Genomic DNA, 17,945 nt, shown 5'->3' with positions numbered 1-17,945 from the left:
GAGCGCGCATGGATCCCCGGCAGACCATTATCGAAAACTATCCGCAACTGACGCCCGAACTGCAGCGCGCTGCTGCTTTTACTCTGGAGCACGTCAATGAGCTGGTGGTGCTTTCGATGCGCGCCTTTGCCGCCCAGGCGGGGGTGAGGCCGGCCACGCTGCTGCGGCTGGCCCAGCGTTTGGGATTTGACGGCTGGGTGGAGTTGAAGCACAGCTTTATCGCCGATCTGGGGCTGGGGGGAGAAACCTACGGCGCCAGGGCCCAGAAACTGGTGCGCGACGGTACCCACAGCCTGCGTGAACAGATGTTCGGTGCTCAGGCGCAAAACCTGGCGCTGGGGCGCGAACAGAATCGTGACGCCATGGAGCAGGCGGTATCACTGATGGAATCGGCCCAACAGGTCTATGTTTGTGGCTTTCGCGCCAGCTTTCCTATTGCCTGGTCACTGTATTATGTCTGGCGCCTGTTTCATCGCCGGGTCTCATTGATTGATGGCTTCGCCAATAATGATGAGATGTTCACCCGGGATTTTGGCCCTGAAGATACCCTGGTGATTATCGGTTTTGCCCCCTATTCGCGAGAAACGCTGCAGGTGCTGGATGCGGCAAAGCGTGCTGGCGCGAAAGTGGTGGCTCTGAGCGACTCGCCTCTGTCTCCGCTGGCGCAGCAGGCAGATTCCCGGCTCTACTTCTCAACCGAGAGCCCGTCTTTTTTTCCATCGGTGGTCTCCGGCATCAGTATTGCCGAATGCCTGCTGGCGATGCTGGTAGCGCGCCATGGCAGTGAGGCGGTAGAGCGCATCGAAGAGACCGAGCGCTGGCTATTTGAGTCGGGCGCCTACGTCACGGCGGGGAAAAAAACTGATGAGCGGGGGTGATTCGGGGGAGAGGCCGCTGTCGTCAGATAGCGGCTTTTTTTGTTTATCGGCGTGATTCATATGGATCAAAAATAAATTGACGAGAGTCATATGGATCTTACAGGATAGAAAGTGAACCCATCATCTGTCTCAACGGATATCACTATGTCTCACATCATCCATCGCAGTCTTGCGGGTACACCTCCGGTAGCGGCGGCCGCTCAGGGTATCTGGATCACCGACGCTAACGGTAAACGCTATCTGGACGCTTGCGGCGGTGCCGCCGTCTCCTGCCTGGGCCACGGGCATCCCGATGTACTGGCGGCGTTGCACGCGCAGATAGACAAGCTGGCGTACGCCCATACCGGCTTTTTTACCAGCGATGCCGCAGAAGGGCTGGCGGAACACCTGGCGGCCCATGCGCCGGGCGACCTGACGCACTGCTATTTTGTTTCCGGCGGTTCTGAGGCCATCGAAACGGCGCTTAAGCTGGCGCGTCAGTATTTTGTGGAGCTCGGCGAGCCTGAACGTACCACCTTTATCGCCCGGCGACAGAGCTATCACGGCAATACTCTGGGTGCGCTGGCGGTGGGCGGCAATGAGTGGCGTCGCCGCCAGTTTGCCCCGCTGCTGATGGACGTGGTACGGGTTTCCGCCTGTAATGAGTATCGGGACCGGGCTGCGGACGAAAGCCAGGAGCAATATACTGCGCGTCTGCTGAATGAACTGGAGCAGGCGATTCTCGATGCCGGGCCGCAGACCATTATTGGCTTTGTGGCCGAAACGGTCGTGGGGGCCACCAGCGGCGCGATACCGCCAACGCCGGGCTATCTGGCTGGCGTTCGTCGGCTGTGCGATAAATACGGCATTCTCTATATCGCCGATGAGGTGATGTGCGGCATGGGACGTACCGGCACGCTATACGCCTTTGAACAGGATGGCGTGGTGCCGGATATCGTGGCGATGGCTAAAGGGCTGGGAGGCGGCTATCAGCCTATAGGCGCGGTGATCGCCAGCGACAAAGTACTGGCACCGTTACGTACCGGCAGCGGCCTGTTCCAGCATGGCCATACTTATATCTGCCACCCCACGGCGGCAGCGGCGGCCCTGGCCGTTCAGCAGGTGATTCAGCGCGATAATCTGCTGGTTCAGGTGCAGGAGCGCGGCGCTCAACTGGCTGCACTGCTGCGTGAAGCACTGGGCGACAACCCCTTTGTCGGCGATATTCGCGGCCGCGGACTCTTTATGGGCGTGGAACTGGTGCGCGATCGCGAAACTAAAACGCCTTTCGACCCAGCACTGAAGCTGCATGTCGCCATAAAGCGCCACTGTCTGGCCCGCGGGCTGATGGTCTATCCGATGGGCGGTACTCTGGATGGCAGACAGGGTGACCACGTACTGCTGGCGCCGCCCTTTATTATTTCGCCGCAGCAGACGGAACAGGTGGTTACGCACCTGACGGCGGCGATCCGTGAAGAGACAGAGAAAGCAGCAGGAGTGCAATGATGACGACCAACCGCATGCCGCCGCTGGCGGAGGACGCGTGGAGCGACGAACAGCGCGCGCTGGCGCAGGAGATGATTAACGGCCCGCGCGGCGCGCTGCTACCGCCGTTTGAACCGCTGCTGCGCAGCCCGGAGCTGATGGCTCACGCTCAGCGGATGGGGGAGTATCTGCGCTACCGTAGCGCTATCGGTCAGCGCCTGTCGGAGCTGGCGATCCTGGTCACCGCCCGTCACTGGTCCCAGCCGGTGGAATGGGCGATTCACGCCCCGATTGCCGAAGCGCAGGGTATCGACCTTCGGGACATCAGGGCGATTAATGCCGGAGATGAACCACAGACGCTGAAAGCGGACGAACGGCTGGTGTGGCGCTTTTGTCAGGAGCTGCACAGCGAGCGGCGGGTTAGCGATGAAACCTGGCTGCAGGCGGTGGCGCAGTTTGATGAAAAAGGGGTGATGGATTTAGTGGGTCTGTGTGGCTACTATGCGTTTTTGTCGATGGTGATGAACGCCGCCCGTACGCCCGCTCCCGCCAGTACGGCAGAGCCGCTAATGGTCAGGGAGGCTGAATGAAGCAGCTACGGATACAGGGGACGGCATGGCAGATCGGACGCCAGCTTGGCGAATTCGGGCGCGACGCCTGGCATCAGAAGATCGTTGTCACCGGGTTGTGGCAGCGAATCGTTCCCCTTATCGGCTCGCCCCAGGCCATGGAACTGGCGGCGGCCACCCGTGCTCGTTTCCCGGAGGTGATGGCGGAGCTGGAAGGTATGGCAGAAGGGCTACAGGCTGACCCGCTGGCAGTTTTTGCCTGGAACTGCCGCGGTGATTTGTTGCCTTCGACTTCCGACGGTTGCACCACGCTGTTCGGACGCGATGCACAAGGGCGGATTATTATCGCGCATAACGAAGATGGCCTGCCGCCGCTGCGCGATGGCTGCGCGCTGGTCAGGGTGGAACCGACCGAAGGGCCAGGCTTTACCAGTTTTGCTTATCCGGGATCGCTATGCGGTCACACTTTTGCCGTGAATGATGCAGGCCTGGTGAATACCGTCAATAACATTCGCGCCAGCCATCGCCCCAGGGGGTTGCCGCGTCAGATCCTGGGGCGGGCATCGCTGAATGCCCGGGATCTGAACGGCGCGCTGGCGATCCTGACCGGCGAAGCGCGAGCTGGCGCTTTCCATCACACGCTGGCCCAGGCCGGTTCGCCGTTGCTCTACAGCGTGGAAGCCTGCGGCGATAGCTGCTCGGTGGAAGAGGTGGTGAATGTGGGCGGTCATGCCAATCATCTGGTGCATGGCGCCCAGGGGCGGGTGGCGCAGCGTATTACCGACAGCTCCGCCGCGCGTCAGCGTAGGGTGAATGACTGGCTGGCCGAGAGTCCGGAAAAGACGCTCAGCGAGCAGTTGGCGCTGGCGCTGTTAAGCGATACTTCGAATCCGACCTTGCCTGTCTGGCGTCAGGCGCCTGACGATCCCGATGAGGAAAATACCCTGGCGACGGCCATTTTCTGTCTGAGTGAGGAAGGGGTGAGCTGGAATATCTGGGAAAGCGATCGCGCCATCCCGTCGCTAAGCGGCAGGATGGCGCTTGTTGAACACAACTAGCGCTGAATCAGATAGCGGATTGTCGGACCATCCTGCTGGATGTCCAGCACGGTGTAGCCGTGATTCCGGGCATCCTGCGGGATGTTATTGATCGATTGCGGACAGTCGCTGATGACTTCAAGAACCTCGCCTTTTTTCAACTGCGGCATTGCCTCAAGGGTGGCGACAGCAGGATAAGGGCAGGGTTCGCCCACCATATCCAGACGGTAGTCGGGAACGATTGACTGACTCACAGGCTCTCCTTAACCGGACGGGCACCGGCGTTGTGACGGCGGAAAAAGCGTTTTTCCCAGCCGATAATTAACATCAGGGCGGCAAACAGCAGCAGCCAGGTCATCATCAGGCCGCCCTGGGGACCGAAAACGGTCAGCAGGTTAACTTTGTCCCACGAAGTGGCAAGCGCGGGGGAGATCTCGTCCCAGACCAGCGCCAGTAGGGTGGAGCCCAGCACGTTGCCGATACCGACCCACCAGAAGTGCACCTGGCCTTCCACGGCCCGGTACATCCAGCCGGTTTCGCAGCCTCCCGCCAGTACGATGCCAAAGCCAAACAGCAAACCGCCCAGTACGGCATTAGGGCCGGCCCACATAATTTTCGGCGCTACGCCGAGCTGCACATAGCTGTAGATGCCAATGGCGCTGACGGCCATCCCCAGGATAATAGCCTTTGCCATCTGGGTGCGGCCGGTGATCCACAGATCGCGAAAAGCGGAAGTAAAGCAGATCTGCGCCCGTTCAATCAGCAGGCCGAACCCGACGCCAAACAGCATCGCCAGCCCGAGCTTCGGTTGATTCATGGCGGTGAGAGCGGCCCAGTCCAGCATACCGATAAATACCAGCATTCCAATACGGAAACGGCGTCGCGCCTGATCCGGCCGTTGGGTCAGGGGAGAAGCTGCGCTGACTTTTTGCAGCTTTACCGGCACGCGGAACATCGGCAGCAGCGTAAAGCGCGCTCCGGCCCAGGAGCCAATGGCGGTCGCCACCGCAAAAAACCAGGCGTGAAGCGAAAACTGCGGAATACCGGTAAAGAAGGCCGCCAGGTTACAGCCCATGGCCAGCCGGGCGCCGAAACCGGCGATAATACCGCCCAGCAGCGCCTGGAGAATTCGAACCCGGTGCTGGGGCAGGCGCAGTTTAATATTATTGGCCCACAGTGCGGCGGCGAAACAGCCGCCGAACATACCGATAATCATCACGCCGTCAATGCGGGTCAGGGGAGAGCCTTCCAGGCCAATTAACTGAAAGTAACCCCAGTTTTCGGTATGGACGCCGAACAGCTGTAGCAGTTCACCGCCCCAGCGGGTAAATTCGCCAGTGACGGCCCAGAAGGTGCCGGTAATACCGAAATACCAGGTAGAGAGAACGCCGGCGGCAATCACGGCGGGGAGGGGGGACCAGAATTTGATCAGATAATGTTGTCGGAATTCATTCCATGACATAGGCAATAACCTCTGAACTCAGAAGGATGTTGTAAAAACAAGGAATCATACGCCGGTGGCGCGGTGGAAATAGCAAAAAATGTAAAAAAGACGCGTACGATCAATTTTTCCTGCGGCGCGGTTGGGGCTGGCGGGGCTAACGCTTTAATGCCAAAATAAAATTTTGCCGCATTCGGGATGAATCATGAAAAAGTTACTTCTACCGCTGGCGCTGGTGGCGCTGAGTGGCTGTGTGCAGGTGGACAACTATAACGAGGTGATCAAACACCCTGCGCCGGCAGGGCTGGCGGGTTACTGGCAGTCTCAAGGCCCGCAGAGCGAAATGGTGAGCCCCGAAGCGATTGCCAGTCTGGTAGTCACGCCGGAAGGGGATACTCTGGAGTGCCGCCAGTGGCAGCGTCTGATTGCGCTACCAGGCAAGCTGATGCAGCGTTCAGACTCGCTCTATAATGTGACCATTAAACGCGAGGTTTACGACGTTGAGCGCCAGGGGGATACCCTGGAATATGCCGGTATGACGCTACGTCGGGTCGATCGTCTGACCGACGAGTGCGCTGACTACCTGGAAAAACATCCGCTGGGACAGCCGATTGACGAGCAGGATGCCAAAGCGGCTATCGAGGCCACTAAACCGGCCGCGACTCAGTCCGGCGGCACTCTGGGCCTGGGCGGAGGCAGCAATAGCGCCACTACACTCAGCCAGTCAGAAGGAGAAGAAGAGAGTAATGCGGCAACCGTCGGTCCTTGAGTCTCTTAGTCTGTAATGGAATAAGATATAACCCGCGGTGATTTTGATTTCCGCGCGTTACCTTCGACAATGTAACGCATTCTACTTTTTCAGGGGTGAATATGAAATTTGCACACTTTGGCCGCCAGGCGCTGATGAGCGTGATGGCGGTGGCCCTGGTCGCCGGTATTAATACCCAGACTTTCGCGGCTGAAAATCTACTTAATAAAGTGAAAGAGCGCGGTAGCCTGACCGTGGGGCTGGAAGGTACCTATCCTCCTTTCAGCTTCCAGGGTAATGACGGCAAACTGACCGGTTTCGAAGTGGAGTTTGCCGAGGATCTGGCGAAACACCTGGGCGTTAAAGCATCGCTGAAGCCCACCAAATGGGACGGCATGCTGGCCTCGCTGGACTCGAAGCGTATCGACGTGGCGATTAACCAGGTGACGATCTCGCCGGAACGCCAGAAAAAGTATGATTTCTCCACCCCTTATACCGTTTCCGGTATCCAGGCGTTGGTGAAGAAGGGCAATGAAGGCAGCATCACCAAACCCGAAGATCTGAAGGGCAAAAAGGTCGGTGTGGGTCTGGGTACCAACTATGAAGCCTGGCTGCGTGAAAATGTACCGGGCGTGGATGTACGTACCTACGATGACGATCCCACCAAGTATCAGGATCTGCGCGTGGGGCGTATTAACGTGATTCTGGTGGACCGCCTGGCGGCGTTGGATCTGGTGAAGAAAACCAACAACACCCTGGCGGTTGCCGGGCAGCCGTTCTCGCATCTGGAATCTGGTGTGGCGCTGCGTAAGGGCAATCCGGAACTGCTGGCCGCCATCAATAAGGCCATCGAAGAGATGAAACAGGACGGTAGCCTGGCGAAAATCTCCGAGAAGTGGTTTGGCGCCGACGTTACCAAATAATCGCCGCTCAGAACAAAAGGCGCTGCTACAGCGCCTTTTTTGTGGTCGCATGTGACGCACGCTAATTTTTCATCTGGCTGAGACTGGGTTACAGTAGCGCGCGTTTTTTACCTTATTTCGCAAGTTATACAGGCCAACGAACCCGGCAGCCAGCCGTTTATCGCCGCCTGCCTGCGGAGGAAATATGTCCCTCGATCAACTCGCCCGTTTCCCGCGTCTGGAACTGGTTGGCGCGCCAACGCCGCTGGAATTTCTGCCGCGTCTTTCCGACCATCTGGGTCGGGAGATCTATATTAAACGTGATGATGTCACCCCGATGGCGATGGGTGGCAATAAGCTGCGCAAGCTGGAATTTCTGGCAGCCCAGGCGCTGCGCGAAGGGGCTGATACTCTGGTGACCGCCGGGGCGATTCAGTCCAACCACGTGCGCCAGACGGCGGCGGTGGCGGCAAAACTGGGGCTGCACTGCGTGGCGCTGCTGGAAAATCCCATCGCCACCCGGCAGGAGAACTACCTGACCAACGGTAACCGCCTGCTGCTGGATCTGTTTCAGGTGCAGGTGGAGATGTGCGACGCGTTGGATGACCCGGCGGCTCAACTGGAGGCGCTGGCCACCCGCATCGAGGCCCAGGGATTCCGCCCTTGCGTGGTGCCGGTGGGAGGCTCCAGTGCGTTGGGCTCTTTGGGCTATGTGGCCTGCGCCCAGGAGATTGCCGACCAGTGCGAAGGGGCGGTGGCGCTTTCGTCAGTGGTGGTGGCATCGGGAAGCGCCGGAACTCAGGCGGGGCTGGCGGTGGGGCTGGAGCAACTGATGCCGGAAACCCGGCTAATTGGCGTTACCGTTTCGCGCAGCGTTGAACAACAACTGCCAAAAGTGGTGCGGCTCCAGCACGATATCGGCGCCAGCCTGGATCTGGTACCGCGTGCGCCGATTCACCTGTGGGATGACTATTTCGCCCCGGGTTACGGATTCCCGAACGATGCCGGTCAGGAGGCGATCAAACTGCTGGCCGCCCTGGAGGGGATCGTGCTGGATCCGGTCTATACCGCCAAGGCGATGGCGGGCCTGATTGATGGTATCACCGAGGGCCGCTTTCCGAATGACGGGCCGATCCTGTTCATTCATACCGGTGGGGCGCCCGCGCTGTTCGCCTATCACCCCCATATTTAAAACTCAGGAAGTCACATCACAATGCAAGAAAGTTTTCATCTGGTCATTGAATCGCTGCCGTTCCTGCTCAGGGGTGCCGTCTTTACGCTGCAACTGAGCCTTGGCGGCATGTTCTTTGGGCTACTTCTGGGGTTCTTGCTGGCGCTGATGCGGCTGTCCAGCTTCTGGCCGCTGTCGTGGCTTTCACGCTTCTATGTCTCGATCTTCCGCGGTACGCCGCTGATCGCGCAGCTGTTTATGATCTACTACGGCTTACCGCAGTTCGGCATTGAGCTGGATCCGATGCCGGCGGCGATGATTGGCCTGTCGCTGAATACCGCGGCTTATACCTCGGAAACGCTGCGCGCCGCCATCGCCTCTATTGAAAAAGGGCAGTGGGAAGCGGCGGCCAGTCTGGGGATGACCCGCTGGCAGACCATGCGCCGGGCGATTCTGCCACAGGCCGGGCGGGTGGCGCTGCCGCCGCTCAGCAACAGCTTTATCGGTCTGGTGAAGGATACGTCGCTGGCGGCCACCATTCAGGTGCCGGAGCTGTTCCGTCAGGCGCAACTGATTACCTCGCGTACTCTGGAGGTGTTCACCATGTATCTGGCGGCCTCGCTTATCTACTGGGTCATGGCGACGGCGCTTTCCGCGCTGCAGAACTACTTTGAAAATCAGCTTAACCGTCAGGAGCGTGAACCGAAATGAGTGCGATAGAGGTGAAAGCGCTGGTTAAATCCTTCCACGGCCAGCGGGTGCTGCACGACATCGATCTGGAGGTAGAGAGCGGCGAAGTGGTGGCGATTATCGGCCCCAGCGGCTCGGGTAAAACTACGCTGCTGCGCAGCATCAATCTGCTGGAACAGCCGGACAGTGGCAGCATCCGGGTGGGGGATATCGCCATCGATGCTGGTCGTTCCCTCGGCAAGCAGCGCGAGCAGGTACGCCTGCTGCGACAGCATGTCGGTTTCGTGTTCCAGAACTTCAATTTATTCCCACACCGTACCGTGCTGGAGAACATTATTGAAGGACCGGTCATCGTTAAGGGGGAATCAAAGCAGGAGGCCAGTACCCGGGCCCGCGAACTGCTGGCGAAGGTTGGCCTGAGCGGAAAAGAAGAGAGTTATCCTCGACGGCTGTCCGGCGGCCAGCAGCAGCGCGTCGCCATTGCCCGCGCGTTGGCTATGCGCCCGGAGGTGATTCTGTTTGATGAACCGACATCGGCGCTCGATCCCGAGCTGGTGGGGGAGGTGCTGAGCACCATGCGTCAACTGGCCGAAGAGAAGCGTACGATGGTTATCGTGACGCATGAGATGAGCTTTGCCAGAGATGTGGCGGATCGCGCTATTTTCATGGATCAGGGACGTATTATCGAACAGGGACCCGCGAAACAGCTGTTTTCCAATCCACAGCAGCCGCGTACTCAGCAGTTCCTGGAAAAATTTCTGATGCAATAAATAACGATAGAGCCACCTTCCGGTGGCTCCGCTTGCACGGAGGCGAAACAAAGTTGGCGAAAAAAATAACGGCTTTTTATTTTACTTTATTAGGAAATAAATTGTTCTTTATTTGTAACTAACCGTAAAAGGCTGAAGGCGAAACCGCCTTCAGCGCAGCGCCAGGGTTACTGACGGTATGCCTGCTTTATCTGGTTAACCGTATTGGTGAACACTTCGGCGTGCGCTTTATCTTCCATCTGCGCAATCTCTTTTTCCATTTTGATAATGACTTTTCCGGCGTCTGCCTGACCCATGGCTTTCAGCATCTGGGTAAACAGCGCTTTCAGGCAACTTACTTCAAGGGCCAGCTGCTGGGCGTTATCCGCAGTAGAAAAATCCGGCGTGCTCATCTTTATTCCTCTTTCTTTCGATTGATACTGCGCTCAAACGGCGCCGACGCAAGCATCCGAGTATATCACAAACTCATAAGAAACCATGCGTAGCCGCGCCGTACGTGGCGAGCCGAATCGGCCATGGGAGACAGCGACCGCACTTTACGCCTTGCTCATGGCAGAAATAATTGTTTCAATTTGGTTTTTATATGGTTAATTAAAGGTAAGGGGAAGAGTCTTCAGTGAGTAAAAATGTCTTTTTCTGACTGATGTAATGTATTTATTGCATAACTATTTTCTTTTGATATCGGATAGATCTACCCCGGGAACGTTTGCGTTACTTTTATTTTATGGATAGCCGATACTGTGTGGCGCTCAGCATTTTTACGTTTTAAAAGTGACTTAAAAACCGTTAATATATGTGGTGAATAAACTATCAGCGGCGTTATCCCTTTTCTGGAGAATTATTCTTTGATCAACGTCCTTCTTGTTGATGACCATGAACTGGTGCGCGCAGGGATACGCCGCATTCTGGAAGATATCAAGGGCATTAAAGTGATCGGCGAAGCCTGTTGTGGCGAAGATGCCGTGAAACTGTGCCGCAGTACTCCCGTGGATGTGGTTCTGATGGATATGAACATGCCGGGAATGGGAGGCCTTGAGGCCACACGTAAGATTGCCCGCGCCTGTAGCGATACCCGGGTCATTATGTTGACCGTGCACACCGAAAACCCGCTACCGGCGAAGGTGATGCAGGCGGGGGCTGCGGGTTACCTGAGTAAAGGTGCCGCGCCACAGGAAGTGGTGAGCGCTATCCGTTCGGTAAATGCCGGGCAGCGCTATATTGCGTCTGACATTGCACAGCAAATGGCACTCAGCCAGATCGAGCCGGCTAATACGGGTTCCCCGTTTGCCAGTTTGTCTGAGCGCGAGTTGCAGATTATGCTGATGATTACCCGCGGACAGAAGGTCAATGAAATTTCTGAACAGTTGAACCTGAGTCCGAAAACGGTAAACAGCTATCGCTATCGTATGTTTAGCAAACTCAATATTAGCGGTGATGTCGAATTAACCCATCTGGCGATACGCCACGGGTTGTGCAGCGCGGAGCCTTTGACCAGTTAACGTGAATGATGTATTTGACGCAAAAGCCTTTCTGAAGACCGTCACCAGTAAGCCTGGTGTGTATCGTATGTATGATGACCAGGGCACGGTCATCTATGTCGGTAAGGCTAAGGATCTGAAGAAACGGCTGGCGAGCTATTTTCGTTCGAACCTCGCCAGCCGCAAAACCGAAGCTCTGGTGGCGCAGATCCGTCAGATAGACGTTACGGTGACTCATACCGAAACCGAAGCGCTACTGCTGGAGCATAATTATATTAAGCTCTATCAGCCGCGCTATAACGTGCTATTGCGTGACGATAAATCTTATCCTTTTATCTTCCTGAGCGGGGACACTCACCCACGACTGGCGACCCACCGTGGCGCGAAGCATGCCAAAGGGGAGTACTTTGGGCCTTTCCCTAATGGTTATGCGGTTCGCGAAACCCTGGCGTTGCTGCAGAAAATCTTCCCGATTCGTCAGTGTGAGAACAGCGTCTACCGAAATCGCTCCCGCCCCTGCCTTCAGTACCAGATCGGCCGCTGCCTTGGCCCCTGCGTCGAAGGGCTGGTGAGCGAAGAGGAGTACGCTCGCCAGGTGGAATATGTGCGACTGTTCCTGTCCGGTAAAGACGACCAGGTATTGAACCGGTTGGTGGAGCGGATGGAGCAGGCCAGTCAGAGGCTGGAATTTGAAGAGGCGGCGCGACTACGCGACCAAATCCAGGCGGTACGCCGGGTCACGGAGAAACAGTTCGTCTCTAACAGCGGCGACGATCTGGATGTGATCGGCGTGGCTTTCGATGCCGGTATGGCCTGCGTGCACGTGCTGTTTATTCGCCAGGGCAAGGTATTGGGCAGCCGTAGCTATTTCCCGAAAGTGCCGGGCGGTACCGATCTGTCTGAAGTGGTCGAAACCTTCGTCGGCCAGTTCTACCTGCAGGGTAGCCAGATGCGAACGCTACCGGGCGAGATCCTGCTTGACTTCGCGCTCCAGGATAAGAGCCTGCTGGAAAGCTCCCTGAGCGAGCTGGCGGGGCGCCATATCCATCTGCAAACCCGGCCGCGCGGCGCCCGGGCTCGTTACCTGAAGCTGGCGCGCACCAATGCCGCCACTGCGCTGGTTAGCCGCCTGGCCCAGCATTCCACTATTACCCAGCGTCTGACGGCGCTGGCGCAGGTACTAAAACTACCGAAAATCACCCGTATGGAGTGCTTCGATATTAGCCACACCATGGGCGAGCAGACCGTGGCTTCCTGCGTGGTGTTTGACCCTAACGGCCCGCTGCGTTCCGAATACCGACGCTATAACATTGCCGGTATTACGCCGGGGGATGACTACGCCGCCATGAATCAGGTGCTTCGTCGCCGCTATGGCAAGGCTATCGAGCAGAGCAAAATTCCGGATGTGATTTTGATTGACGGCGGTAAAGGGCAACTGGCGCAGGCCAAAGAGGTCTTTGCCAGCCTGGATGTCGAGTGGGATAAAGAGCGACCGTTGCTGCTGGGCGTTGCCAAGGGGAGCGATCGTAAAGCGGGGTTGGAGACGCTGTTTCTGGAGCCGGAAGGGGAGGGATTCGCGTTGCCGCCCGACTCGCCGGCGCTGCATGTCATCCAGCATATTCGCGATGAATCCCATAATCATGCTATCTCCGGACACCGTAAAAAACGGGCTAAGGTAAAGAATACCAGCTCGCTGGAGTCCATCGAAGGAATCGGTCCGAAGCGGCGTCAGATGTTGCTTAAGTATATGGGCGGATTGCAACCCCTTAAGAACGCCAGCATTGAAGAAATCGCAAAAGTGCCGGGGATCTCGCAGGGGCTGGCAGAAAAGATCTACTACTCGTTGAAACATTAAGGGCTATGTAGCAACATAGAGTCAATTTCTCCCTGACGACAGATAGTTACCCGGCATTATGCAATTTAATATACCAACCCTGCTTACGCTGTTTCGTGTTGTCCTTATTCCGTTCTTTGTGCTGGCATTTTATCTGCCATTCCACTGGGCGCCGTTCCTGTGTGCGTTTATCTTCTGCCTGGCGGCGGTCACCGACTGGTTCGATGGCTTCCTGGCGCGACGCTGGAACCAGAGCACCCGCTTCGGCGCCTTCCTTGACCCGGTTGCCGATAAAGTGCTGGTGGCGATAGCCCTGGTGCTGGTGGCGGAGCACTACCACAGCTGGTGGGTCACGTTACCGGCGGCTACCATGATCGCCCGTGAGATTATTATCTCTGCGTTGCGTGAATGGATGGCGGAGATCGGCAAACGTAGCAGCGTCGCCGTTTCCTGGATCGGCAAGTTCAAGACCACGGCGCAAATGTTGGCGCTGATCGGTATGCTGTGGCGGCCAAACATCTGGATAGAGTACGCGGGCATCACGCTGTTTTTCGTCGCGGCGCTGCTGACATTCTGGTCAATGTTCCAGTATTTAAACGCTGCGCGCGGCGATTTGCTTGAAGGGTGATCTATCCGCTGTAAAAATCAGCAAACGAGTCAGCGGGAGGGAAAATTTCGTTGACTCATCGCGTGAGGTAAGTAGAATGCAACGCATCGAACGGCGGCAGGGTTCGCCAGACGATAGCAAAATCAAGTAATTAACCAACGTTGATTGCCTGATAATGCGGGAATAGCTCAGTTGGTAGAGCACAACCTTGCCAAGGTTGGGGTCGCGAGTTCGAGTCTCGTTTCCCGCTCCAGTTTTCAGTATCAGCCACTCAGGCGGGTACAGCAGTATTTGGCGCGTTAACAAAGCGGTTATGTAGCGGATTGCAAATCCGCCTAGTCCGGTTCGACTCCGGAACGCGCCTCCACTTTTTCCCCGAGCCCGGATGGTGGAATCGGTAGACACAAGGGATTTAAAATCCCTCGGCCTTTGGCTGTGCGGGTTCAAGTCCCGCTCCGGGTACCAGCGGGAAACACGAATAAAATCAATGAAAAGCAGTGTCGTGCATACCACCTTCGGGTGGTTTTCCTGCATTATCTATCATCAATAGTTAGCTCTATGCACACTTTTATGAGTGTGCAGAATGAAAATACTCCCCGTTATATCTCCGAAAGGTGGTGAAGGTAAGTCAACCTTTGCTGCTTACCTGGCCGGTTTCTGTGCAGATGCAGGCCTGAAAACCCTCCTGATTGATGCAGACTGGTCCCAGCCTACGGCCAGCAGTATCTTCTCTTTGAGCGAAGAGGCACCGTTTGGCCTTTATGAATTGCTGATGCAGATGGTCCCGGACCCGCTGCAGGCGATTTCACGAGCGTCAATCAATAACCTTGATATTGTCTACTCCAACGATCCCGATGAACTGTTGCCCACCGCAATGTTACATGCTGCTGATGGGCGCCTGCGGCTGAGAAATATTCTTCAGAATCCTTCATTTTCCCGCTACGACCTCATTATTGTGGACTCCAAAGGGGCAACAGGCGTCATGACCGAACTGTCGGTATTGTCGTCAACCGGCAATGTGATGGGAATAGTGAAGCCTATTCTTCCCGACGTTCGCGAGTTTATTCGTGGCTCCCTCCATATGTTCACCCGCCTGAAAACCTATGAAATCTACGGTATTCATCTGCCGGATATCTCGATTCTTATTAACTGCATTGAAAATACGCTTCTCGATCGTGAAGCGATGGAAAGTCTTTCCAACATTATCAGCCAGAAAAAATATGACAGTTCGGCACTGAATACACGGGCAGAATGGCAACATCTGACTGACCTGGAACGCGGTTGTGTCCGGACTGTTGAGCCCTTTGAATCCGTGGCTCAGGAGGATATCCGGGATATCCGTGTGCTGCTGAGGATTCTTCTGCCCTTGGGGCTTTTTGCTGAGCTGGTCCGGTTCGGCGTAGCACGAGCCGTTGCCCGTCCCCGGATCGGAGAAGGGCGGGGCGGCAGGGCCATCATACGCTGGCCGGAGGATTCGCAGGGCGGAAAGGAGGAGCCTCATGAGTAACCGGTATGTGATTGAGGCGCTGTTGCGCCCGGCCGTCGAGCTGAATACCACAGCGGTCGCCGGTGTCGCCGCGTTTGTCTGCATCAGGGCGCCGTGGGCCGTGGCGCTGGCGCCGTCCGTCAGCTATGTCACCGCAGCCGGATTTGGTGTGCTGGCCGCGGTCCGGCTCCGTCAGGGCACGCAAATCATCCGCTATCGTCGTAACCTGACTCGTCTGCCCCGTTATGTCATGAGGACGAAACAGATCCCGGTCAGCCAGCACCGTCTGTTTCTGGGGAGGGGATTTCGCTGGACCCAGAAGCATACCCAGCGGTTGCAGGACACACTGCGTCCTGAAGTGGCGAAGTACCTGCAGCCCGGGCGGCTTTACCGTGCTGCCCGGTGGCTGGAGCTGAAAACGGAGCAGACGGCGCCCGGAGTACGGAAGCTACTCAGCCAGGATTCTCCCCTGAACCCCGTCCGGCCACTGCCACCGGTAGGAGGCAACCCGGCACTGCATGGTGTGGAGCCTGATGAAGTGGATGTCAGCCTGGCGCTGGGCGAGCGTGTTGGCCATACCATCGTGTATGGCACCACCCGCGTGGGGAAAACCCGCCTGGCGGAGCTGCTGATCACCCAGGATATCCGCCGCGGGGAGGTGACCATCATATTCGATCCCAAAGGCGATGCCGATTTGATGAAGCGGGTCTGGGCAGAGGCGCACCGTGCTGGTCGCGGTGATGAGCTGTATATTTTCCATCTGGGCTGGCCGGAGATTTCCGCCCGCTATAACGCCGTTGGCCGTTTTGGCCGGGTGTCGGAAGTGGCATCGCGCGTGGCCGGCCAGCTGTCGGGGGAGGGGAACAGCGCCGCGTTTCGGGAGTTTGCCTGGCGTTTTGTCAATATCATCGCCCGGGCCCTGGTGGCGCTGGGCGAACGTCCGGATTACACGCTAATCATGCGTTATGTGAACAACATCGCCGATCTGTATATCCGCTATGCCGAAAAGATTATCCGTGAGCAACTGCCATCCCTGCGGGCTCAGATTCAAAATAATGAGCAGGTTCTGGGAGAGGACGATGTCCCGCGCAATATGCAGGGACAGCCGGATGCCGTACGTATCTGGTCCATCGAGGTGGCGCTGAGTTCGGAGGAGGGGAAGCAACTGTATGACCCGATTCTGGACGGCCTGAGAAGTGCCGTGCGTTATGACCGGACCTATTTCGACAAAATTGTGGCATCGTTGCTGCCATTGCTGGAGAAACTCACCACCGGTAAAACGGCGGAGCTGCTGGCGCCGGACTACCTGGACATGAGTGACTCCCGACCGATTTTTGACTGGGAGCAGGTGATCCGTAAAAAAGCCGTGGTGTATATCGGTCTCGATGCACTCAGTGACAGTGAGGTGGCCAGTGCGGTGGGCAACTCCATGTTCGCCGATCTGGTGAGTGTGGCCGGTAACATCTACAAACACGGGATCACCTCTGGCCTCCCGGGCGCCCGGGAGGAGAAAACGCCGGTAAACCTGCACTGCGACGAGTTCAATGAGTTGATGGGGGATGAGTTTATTCCGCTTATCAACAAGGGGGGCGGCGCCGGAATGCAGGTTACAGCCTACACCCAGACCTCATCGGATATTGAGGCCCGCATTGGCAATGCGGCCAAAACGGCGCAGGTCCAGGGTAACTTCAATAACCTGATTATGCTGCGCGTCAGGGAAAACCGGACTGCCGAACTGCTGACCACGCAGCTGCCGCAGGTGGAGATTTACACCAAAACCCTGGTGTCCGGTCACCAGGACACCGCCGATGTCAGTGCCGGACAGGACTTTACATCGAACACTCAGGACCGTGTCGGCACGGTGAAAGTTCCTCTGCTGGAGCCGGCCAATATTGTGACGCTGCCGAAAGGGCAGGCCTTTGCTCTTCTGGAAGGGGGGCAACTGTGGAAAATCCGGATGCCGCTGCCGGCCGGTGATGCCGATGATGTGCTGATGCCGGAGAGCATTGAGAAAATCGCGGAGGCGATGCGGCGCAACTATCACAGTGGTGAAGGGTGGTGGAATGATGCACCGGTAGCTGGACTGAATGGAGGCGATCATGGCTGAGCCACAACGGGATACCCGGACGCCGGCCCGGCAGGAGAGAGAGAATGCGCATGGCCTGCTGTATAACCTGCTCTGGGGCTGGCCGTGGGCGCTGTTCGGTATGCTGCTGGGGTCTCTGATGCTGAGCCTGCTGATGGAGTATATCGGGATCGCCTTTTTCTGGCCGGAAGCCGGCGCGGCGCACAGTGAAGCGGTGATGAATACTGAGCTGGGCTGGTTGTCCACGGAGTTCACCCGCAGCCTGCTGTTGTCAGCCCCCTCGGTGACGGTCGTCAACTGGATGACGACAGCATATCAGTGGCTGTTTGTGAACAGCGGTGTCACGGACTGGATACAGCAGCAGTATGCACTGCAGATGGGCAGTGATACTGAACTGACCCGCCAGTTGAGTGGCTGGAGCGGATGGCTCGCCGGGTATCTGCATGAATATCTGATGGCCACGGTGTGGGTCACGATAATCACCCTGATCCGGGTGATGATTCTGGCGCTGTCACTGCCGCTGTTTGTGATGGTGGTGCTGGTTGCGCTGGTCGAGGGGCTGGGGCGGCGCGATCTGCGTCGCTATGGTGCCGGTTATGAGAGTTCGTTTGTTTATCACCATGCCAAAAAAATGGTGAAGCCAGCAGTGGTGGTGCCGGTGATGCTGTACCTCTCCTGGCCAACGGCAGTGTATCCCAACCTGCTATTGCTGCCGGCTGCGATTTTGCTGGGAACGGCGATTACGGTGACCACAGCGGCATTTAAAAAGTACCTGTAAGCTGGA

At 57.2% G+C, this 17,945-nt stretch carries 17 protein-coding genes, 3 tRNA genes and 1 pseudogene; 18 read left to right on the top strand and 3 right to left on the bottom strand.

The genetic code is table 11. From position 1 onward, the window contains the following. The first annotated feature begins 8 nt into the window (after nucleotides 1-8). From SCU88_RS16385 to SCU88_RS16370, 4 genes are all read left to right on the top strand, one after another. A complete protein-coding gene (locus SCU88_RS16385; RefSeq protein ID WP_138099286.1) occupies nucleotides 9-878 on the top strand; it encodes a MurR/RpiR family transcriptional regulator in 870 nt (289 codons plus the stop codon). A 144-nt stretch (nucleotides 879-1,022) separates the two neighbouring features. Beyond that, complete coding sequence (locus SCU88_RS16380) at nucleotides 1,023-2,363, top strand: aspartate aminotransferase family protein (RefSeq protein WP_175342242.1); 1,341 nt, start codon at nucleotides 1,023-1,025, stop codon at nucleotides 2,361-2,363. Continuing rightward, the gene (locus tag SCU88_RS16375; protein ID WP_431810031.1) at nucleotides 2,360-2,932 is read left to right on the top strand and encodes a carboxymuconolactone decarboxylase family protein; all 573 of its coding nucleotides are present in this window, start codon (nucleotides 2,360-2,362) and stop codon (nucleotides 2,930-2,932) included. The genes SCU88_RS16380 and SCU88_RS16375 overlap by 4 nt, the downstream gene beginning before the upstream one ends. After that, nucleotides 2,929-3,969, top strand: coding sequence for a C45 family autoproteolytic acyltransferase/hydolase (locus SCU88_RS16370; RefSeq protein WP_175342243.1), 1,041 nt, complete (start codon nucleotides 2,929-2,931; stop codon nucleotides 3,967-3,969). The genes SCU88_RS16375 and SCU88_RS16370 overlap by 4 nt, the downstream gene beginning before the upstream one ends. Here SCU88_RS16370 and yedF read toward each other — a convergent pair. Next, nucleotides 3,966-4,166 carry a sulfurtransferase-like selenium metabolism protein YedF gene (gene yedF, locus SCU88_RS16365; protein WP_154776040.1) on the bottom strand — a complete coding sequence of 67 codons (201 nt, stop codon included), beginning with the start codon at nucleotides 4,164-4,166 and terminating at the stop codon, nucleotides 3,966-3,968. The genes SCU88_RS16370 and yedF overlap by 4 nt on opposite strands. Nucleotides 4,167-4,198: 32 nt before the next feature. Then, nucleotides 4,199-5,410 carry a selenium metabolism membrane protein YedE/FdhT gene (gene yedE / locus SCU88_RS16360; protein WP_175342244.1) on the bottom strand — a complete coding sequence of 404 codons (1,212 nt, stop codon included), beginning with the start codon at nucleotides 5,408-5,410 and terminating at the stop codon, nucleotides 4,199-4,201. Nucleotides 5,411-5,594: 184 nt separating this feature from the next. On the opposite strand from yedE, the pseudogene yedD reads away from it, so the two are divergent. The 5 genes and pseudogenes from yedD to tcyN all read left to right on the top strand — a co-directional run. Further along, nucleotides 5,595-6,002: pseudogene (gene yedD, locus SCU88_RS16355) on the top strand (lipoprotein YedD); the annotation flags it as partial. Between the two features lie 257 nt (nucleotides 6,003-6,259). Beyond that, nucleotides 6,260-7,060, top strand: a complete 801-nt coding sequence (gene tcyJ, locus SCU88_RS16350) for a cystine ABC transporter substrate-binding protein (RefSeq protein ID WP_138098104.1) — start codon at nucleotides 6,260-6,262, stop codon at nucleotides 7,058-7,060. 184 nt (nucleotides 7,061-7,244) lie between these two features. Then, a complete protein-coding gene (gene dcyD, locus SCU88_RS16345) occupies nucleotides 7,245-8,231 on the top strand; it encodes a D-cysteine desulfhydrase (protein WP_175342246.1) in 987 nt (328 codons plus the stop codon). Nucleotides 8,232-8,252: 21 nt separating this feature from the next. Beyond that, on the top strand, nucleotides 8,253-8,921 hold the full coding sequence (gene tcyL / locus SCU88_RS16340) for a cystine ABC transporter permease (RefSeq protein WP_138098102.1): 669 nt from the start codon (nucleotides 8,253-8,255) through the stop codon (nucleotides 8,919-8,921). Next, complete coding sequence (tcyN, locus tag SCU88_RS16335) at nucleotides 8,918-9,670, top strand: L-cystine ABC transporter ATP-binding protein TcyN (RefSeq protein ID WP_175342247.1); 753 nt, start codon at nucleotides 8,918-8,920, stop codon at nucleotides 9,668-9,670. Before tcyL ends, tcyN begins: the two co-directional genes overlap by 4 nt. A gap of 167 nt (nucleotides 9,671-9,837) precedes the next feature. Here tcyN and SCU88_RS16330 read toward each other — a convergent pair whose 3' ends face one another. Continuing rightward, a complete protein-coding gene (locus tag SCU88_RS16330) occupies nucleotides 9,838-10,062 on the bottom strand; it encodes a DUF2594 family protein (RefSeq protein ID WP_138098100.1) in 225 nt (74 codons plus the stop codon). A gap of 453 nt (nucleotides 10,063-10,515) precedes the next feature. Here SCU88_RS16330 and uvrY point away from each other — a divergent pair, with 453 nt between their 5' ends. The 9 genes from uvrY to SCU88_RS16285 all read left to right on the top strand — a co-directional run bounded on the left by uvrY (nucleotide 10,516) and on the right by SCU88_RS16285 (nucleotide 17,939). Next, complete coding sequence (gene uvrY, locus SCU88_RS16325; protein ID WP_138098099.1) at nucleotides 10,516-11,169, top strand: UvrY/SirA/GacA family response regulator transcription factor; 654 nt, start codon at nucleotides 10,516-10,518, stop codon at nucleotides 11,167-11,169. Between the two features lies 1 nt (nucleotide 11,170). After that, nucleotides 11,171-13,003, top strand: coding sequence for an excinuclease ABC subunit UvrC (uvrC, locus tag SCU88_RS16320; RefSeq protein WP_138098098.1), 1,833 nt, complete (start codon nucleotides 11,171-11,173; stop codon nucleotides 13,001-13,003). Between the two features lie 58 nt (nucleotides 13,004-13,061). Further along, nucleotides 13,062-13,610, top strand: a complete 549-nt coding sequence (gene pgsA / locus SCU88_RS16315; protein ID WP_138098097.1) for a CDP-diacylglycerol--glycerol-3-phosphate 3-phosphatidyltransferase — start codon at nucleotides 13,062-13,064, stop codon at nucleotides 13,608-13,610. A 156-nt stretch (nucleotides 13,611-13,766) separates the two neighbouring features. Then, nucleotides 13,767-13,842 (top strand) — tRNA-Gly (locus SCU88_RS16310). Nucleotides 13,843-13,882: 40 nt separating this feature from the next. After that, nucleotides 13,883-13,956, top strand: a tRNA-Cys gene (locus tag SCU88_RS16305). 12 nt (nucleotides 13,957-13,968) lie between these two features. After that, nucleotides 13,969-14,054: transfer RNA gene (locus SCU88_RS16300), tRNA-Leu, on the top strand. A 118-nt stretch (nucleotides 14,055-14,172) separates the two neighbouring features. Continuing rightward, nucleotides 14,173-15,096 (top strand): ParA family protein, encoded by a 924-nt coding sequence (locus SCU88_RS16295; RefSeq protein ID WP_431810030.1) that lies wholly within the window; start codon nucleotides 14,173-14,175, stop codon nucleotides 15,094-15,096. Continuing rightward, complete coding sequence (gene traD, locus SCU88_RS16290; protein WP_175342248.1) at nucleotides 15,089-17,182, top strand: type IV conjugative transfer system coupling protein TraD; 2,094 nt, start codon at nucleotides 15,089-15,091, stop codon at nucleotides 17,180-17,182. Before SCU88_RS16295 ends, traD begins: the two co-directional genes overlap by 8 nt. After that, on the top strand, nucleotides 17,175-17,939 hold the full coding sequence (locus tag SCU88_RS16285; RefSeq protein ID WP_175342249.1) for a TIGR03747 family integrating conjugative element membrane protein: 765 nt from the start codon (nucleotides 17,175-17,177) through the stop codon (nucleotides 17,937-17,939). Before traD ends, SCU88_RS16285 begins: the two co-directional genes overlap by 8 nt. Nucleotides 17,940-17,945: the final 6 nt, after the last annotated feature.

This window comes from Jejuibacter sp. L23, assembly GCF_050815825.1.
Lineage (GTDB): Bacteria > Pseudomonadota > Gammaproteobacteria > Enterobacterales > Enterobacteriaceae > Jejubacter > Jejubacter calystegiae.
Note: the sequence above shows the minus strand (reverse complement) of the source record. Positions and strands in the feature narration are given on the sequence as shown.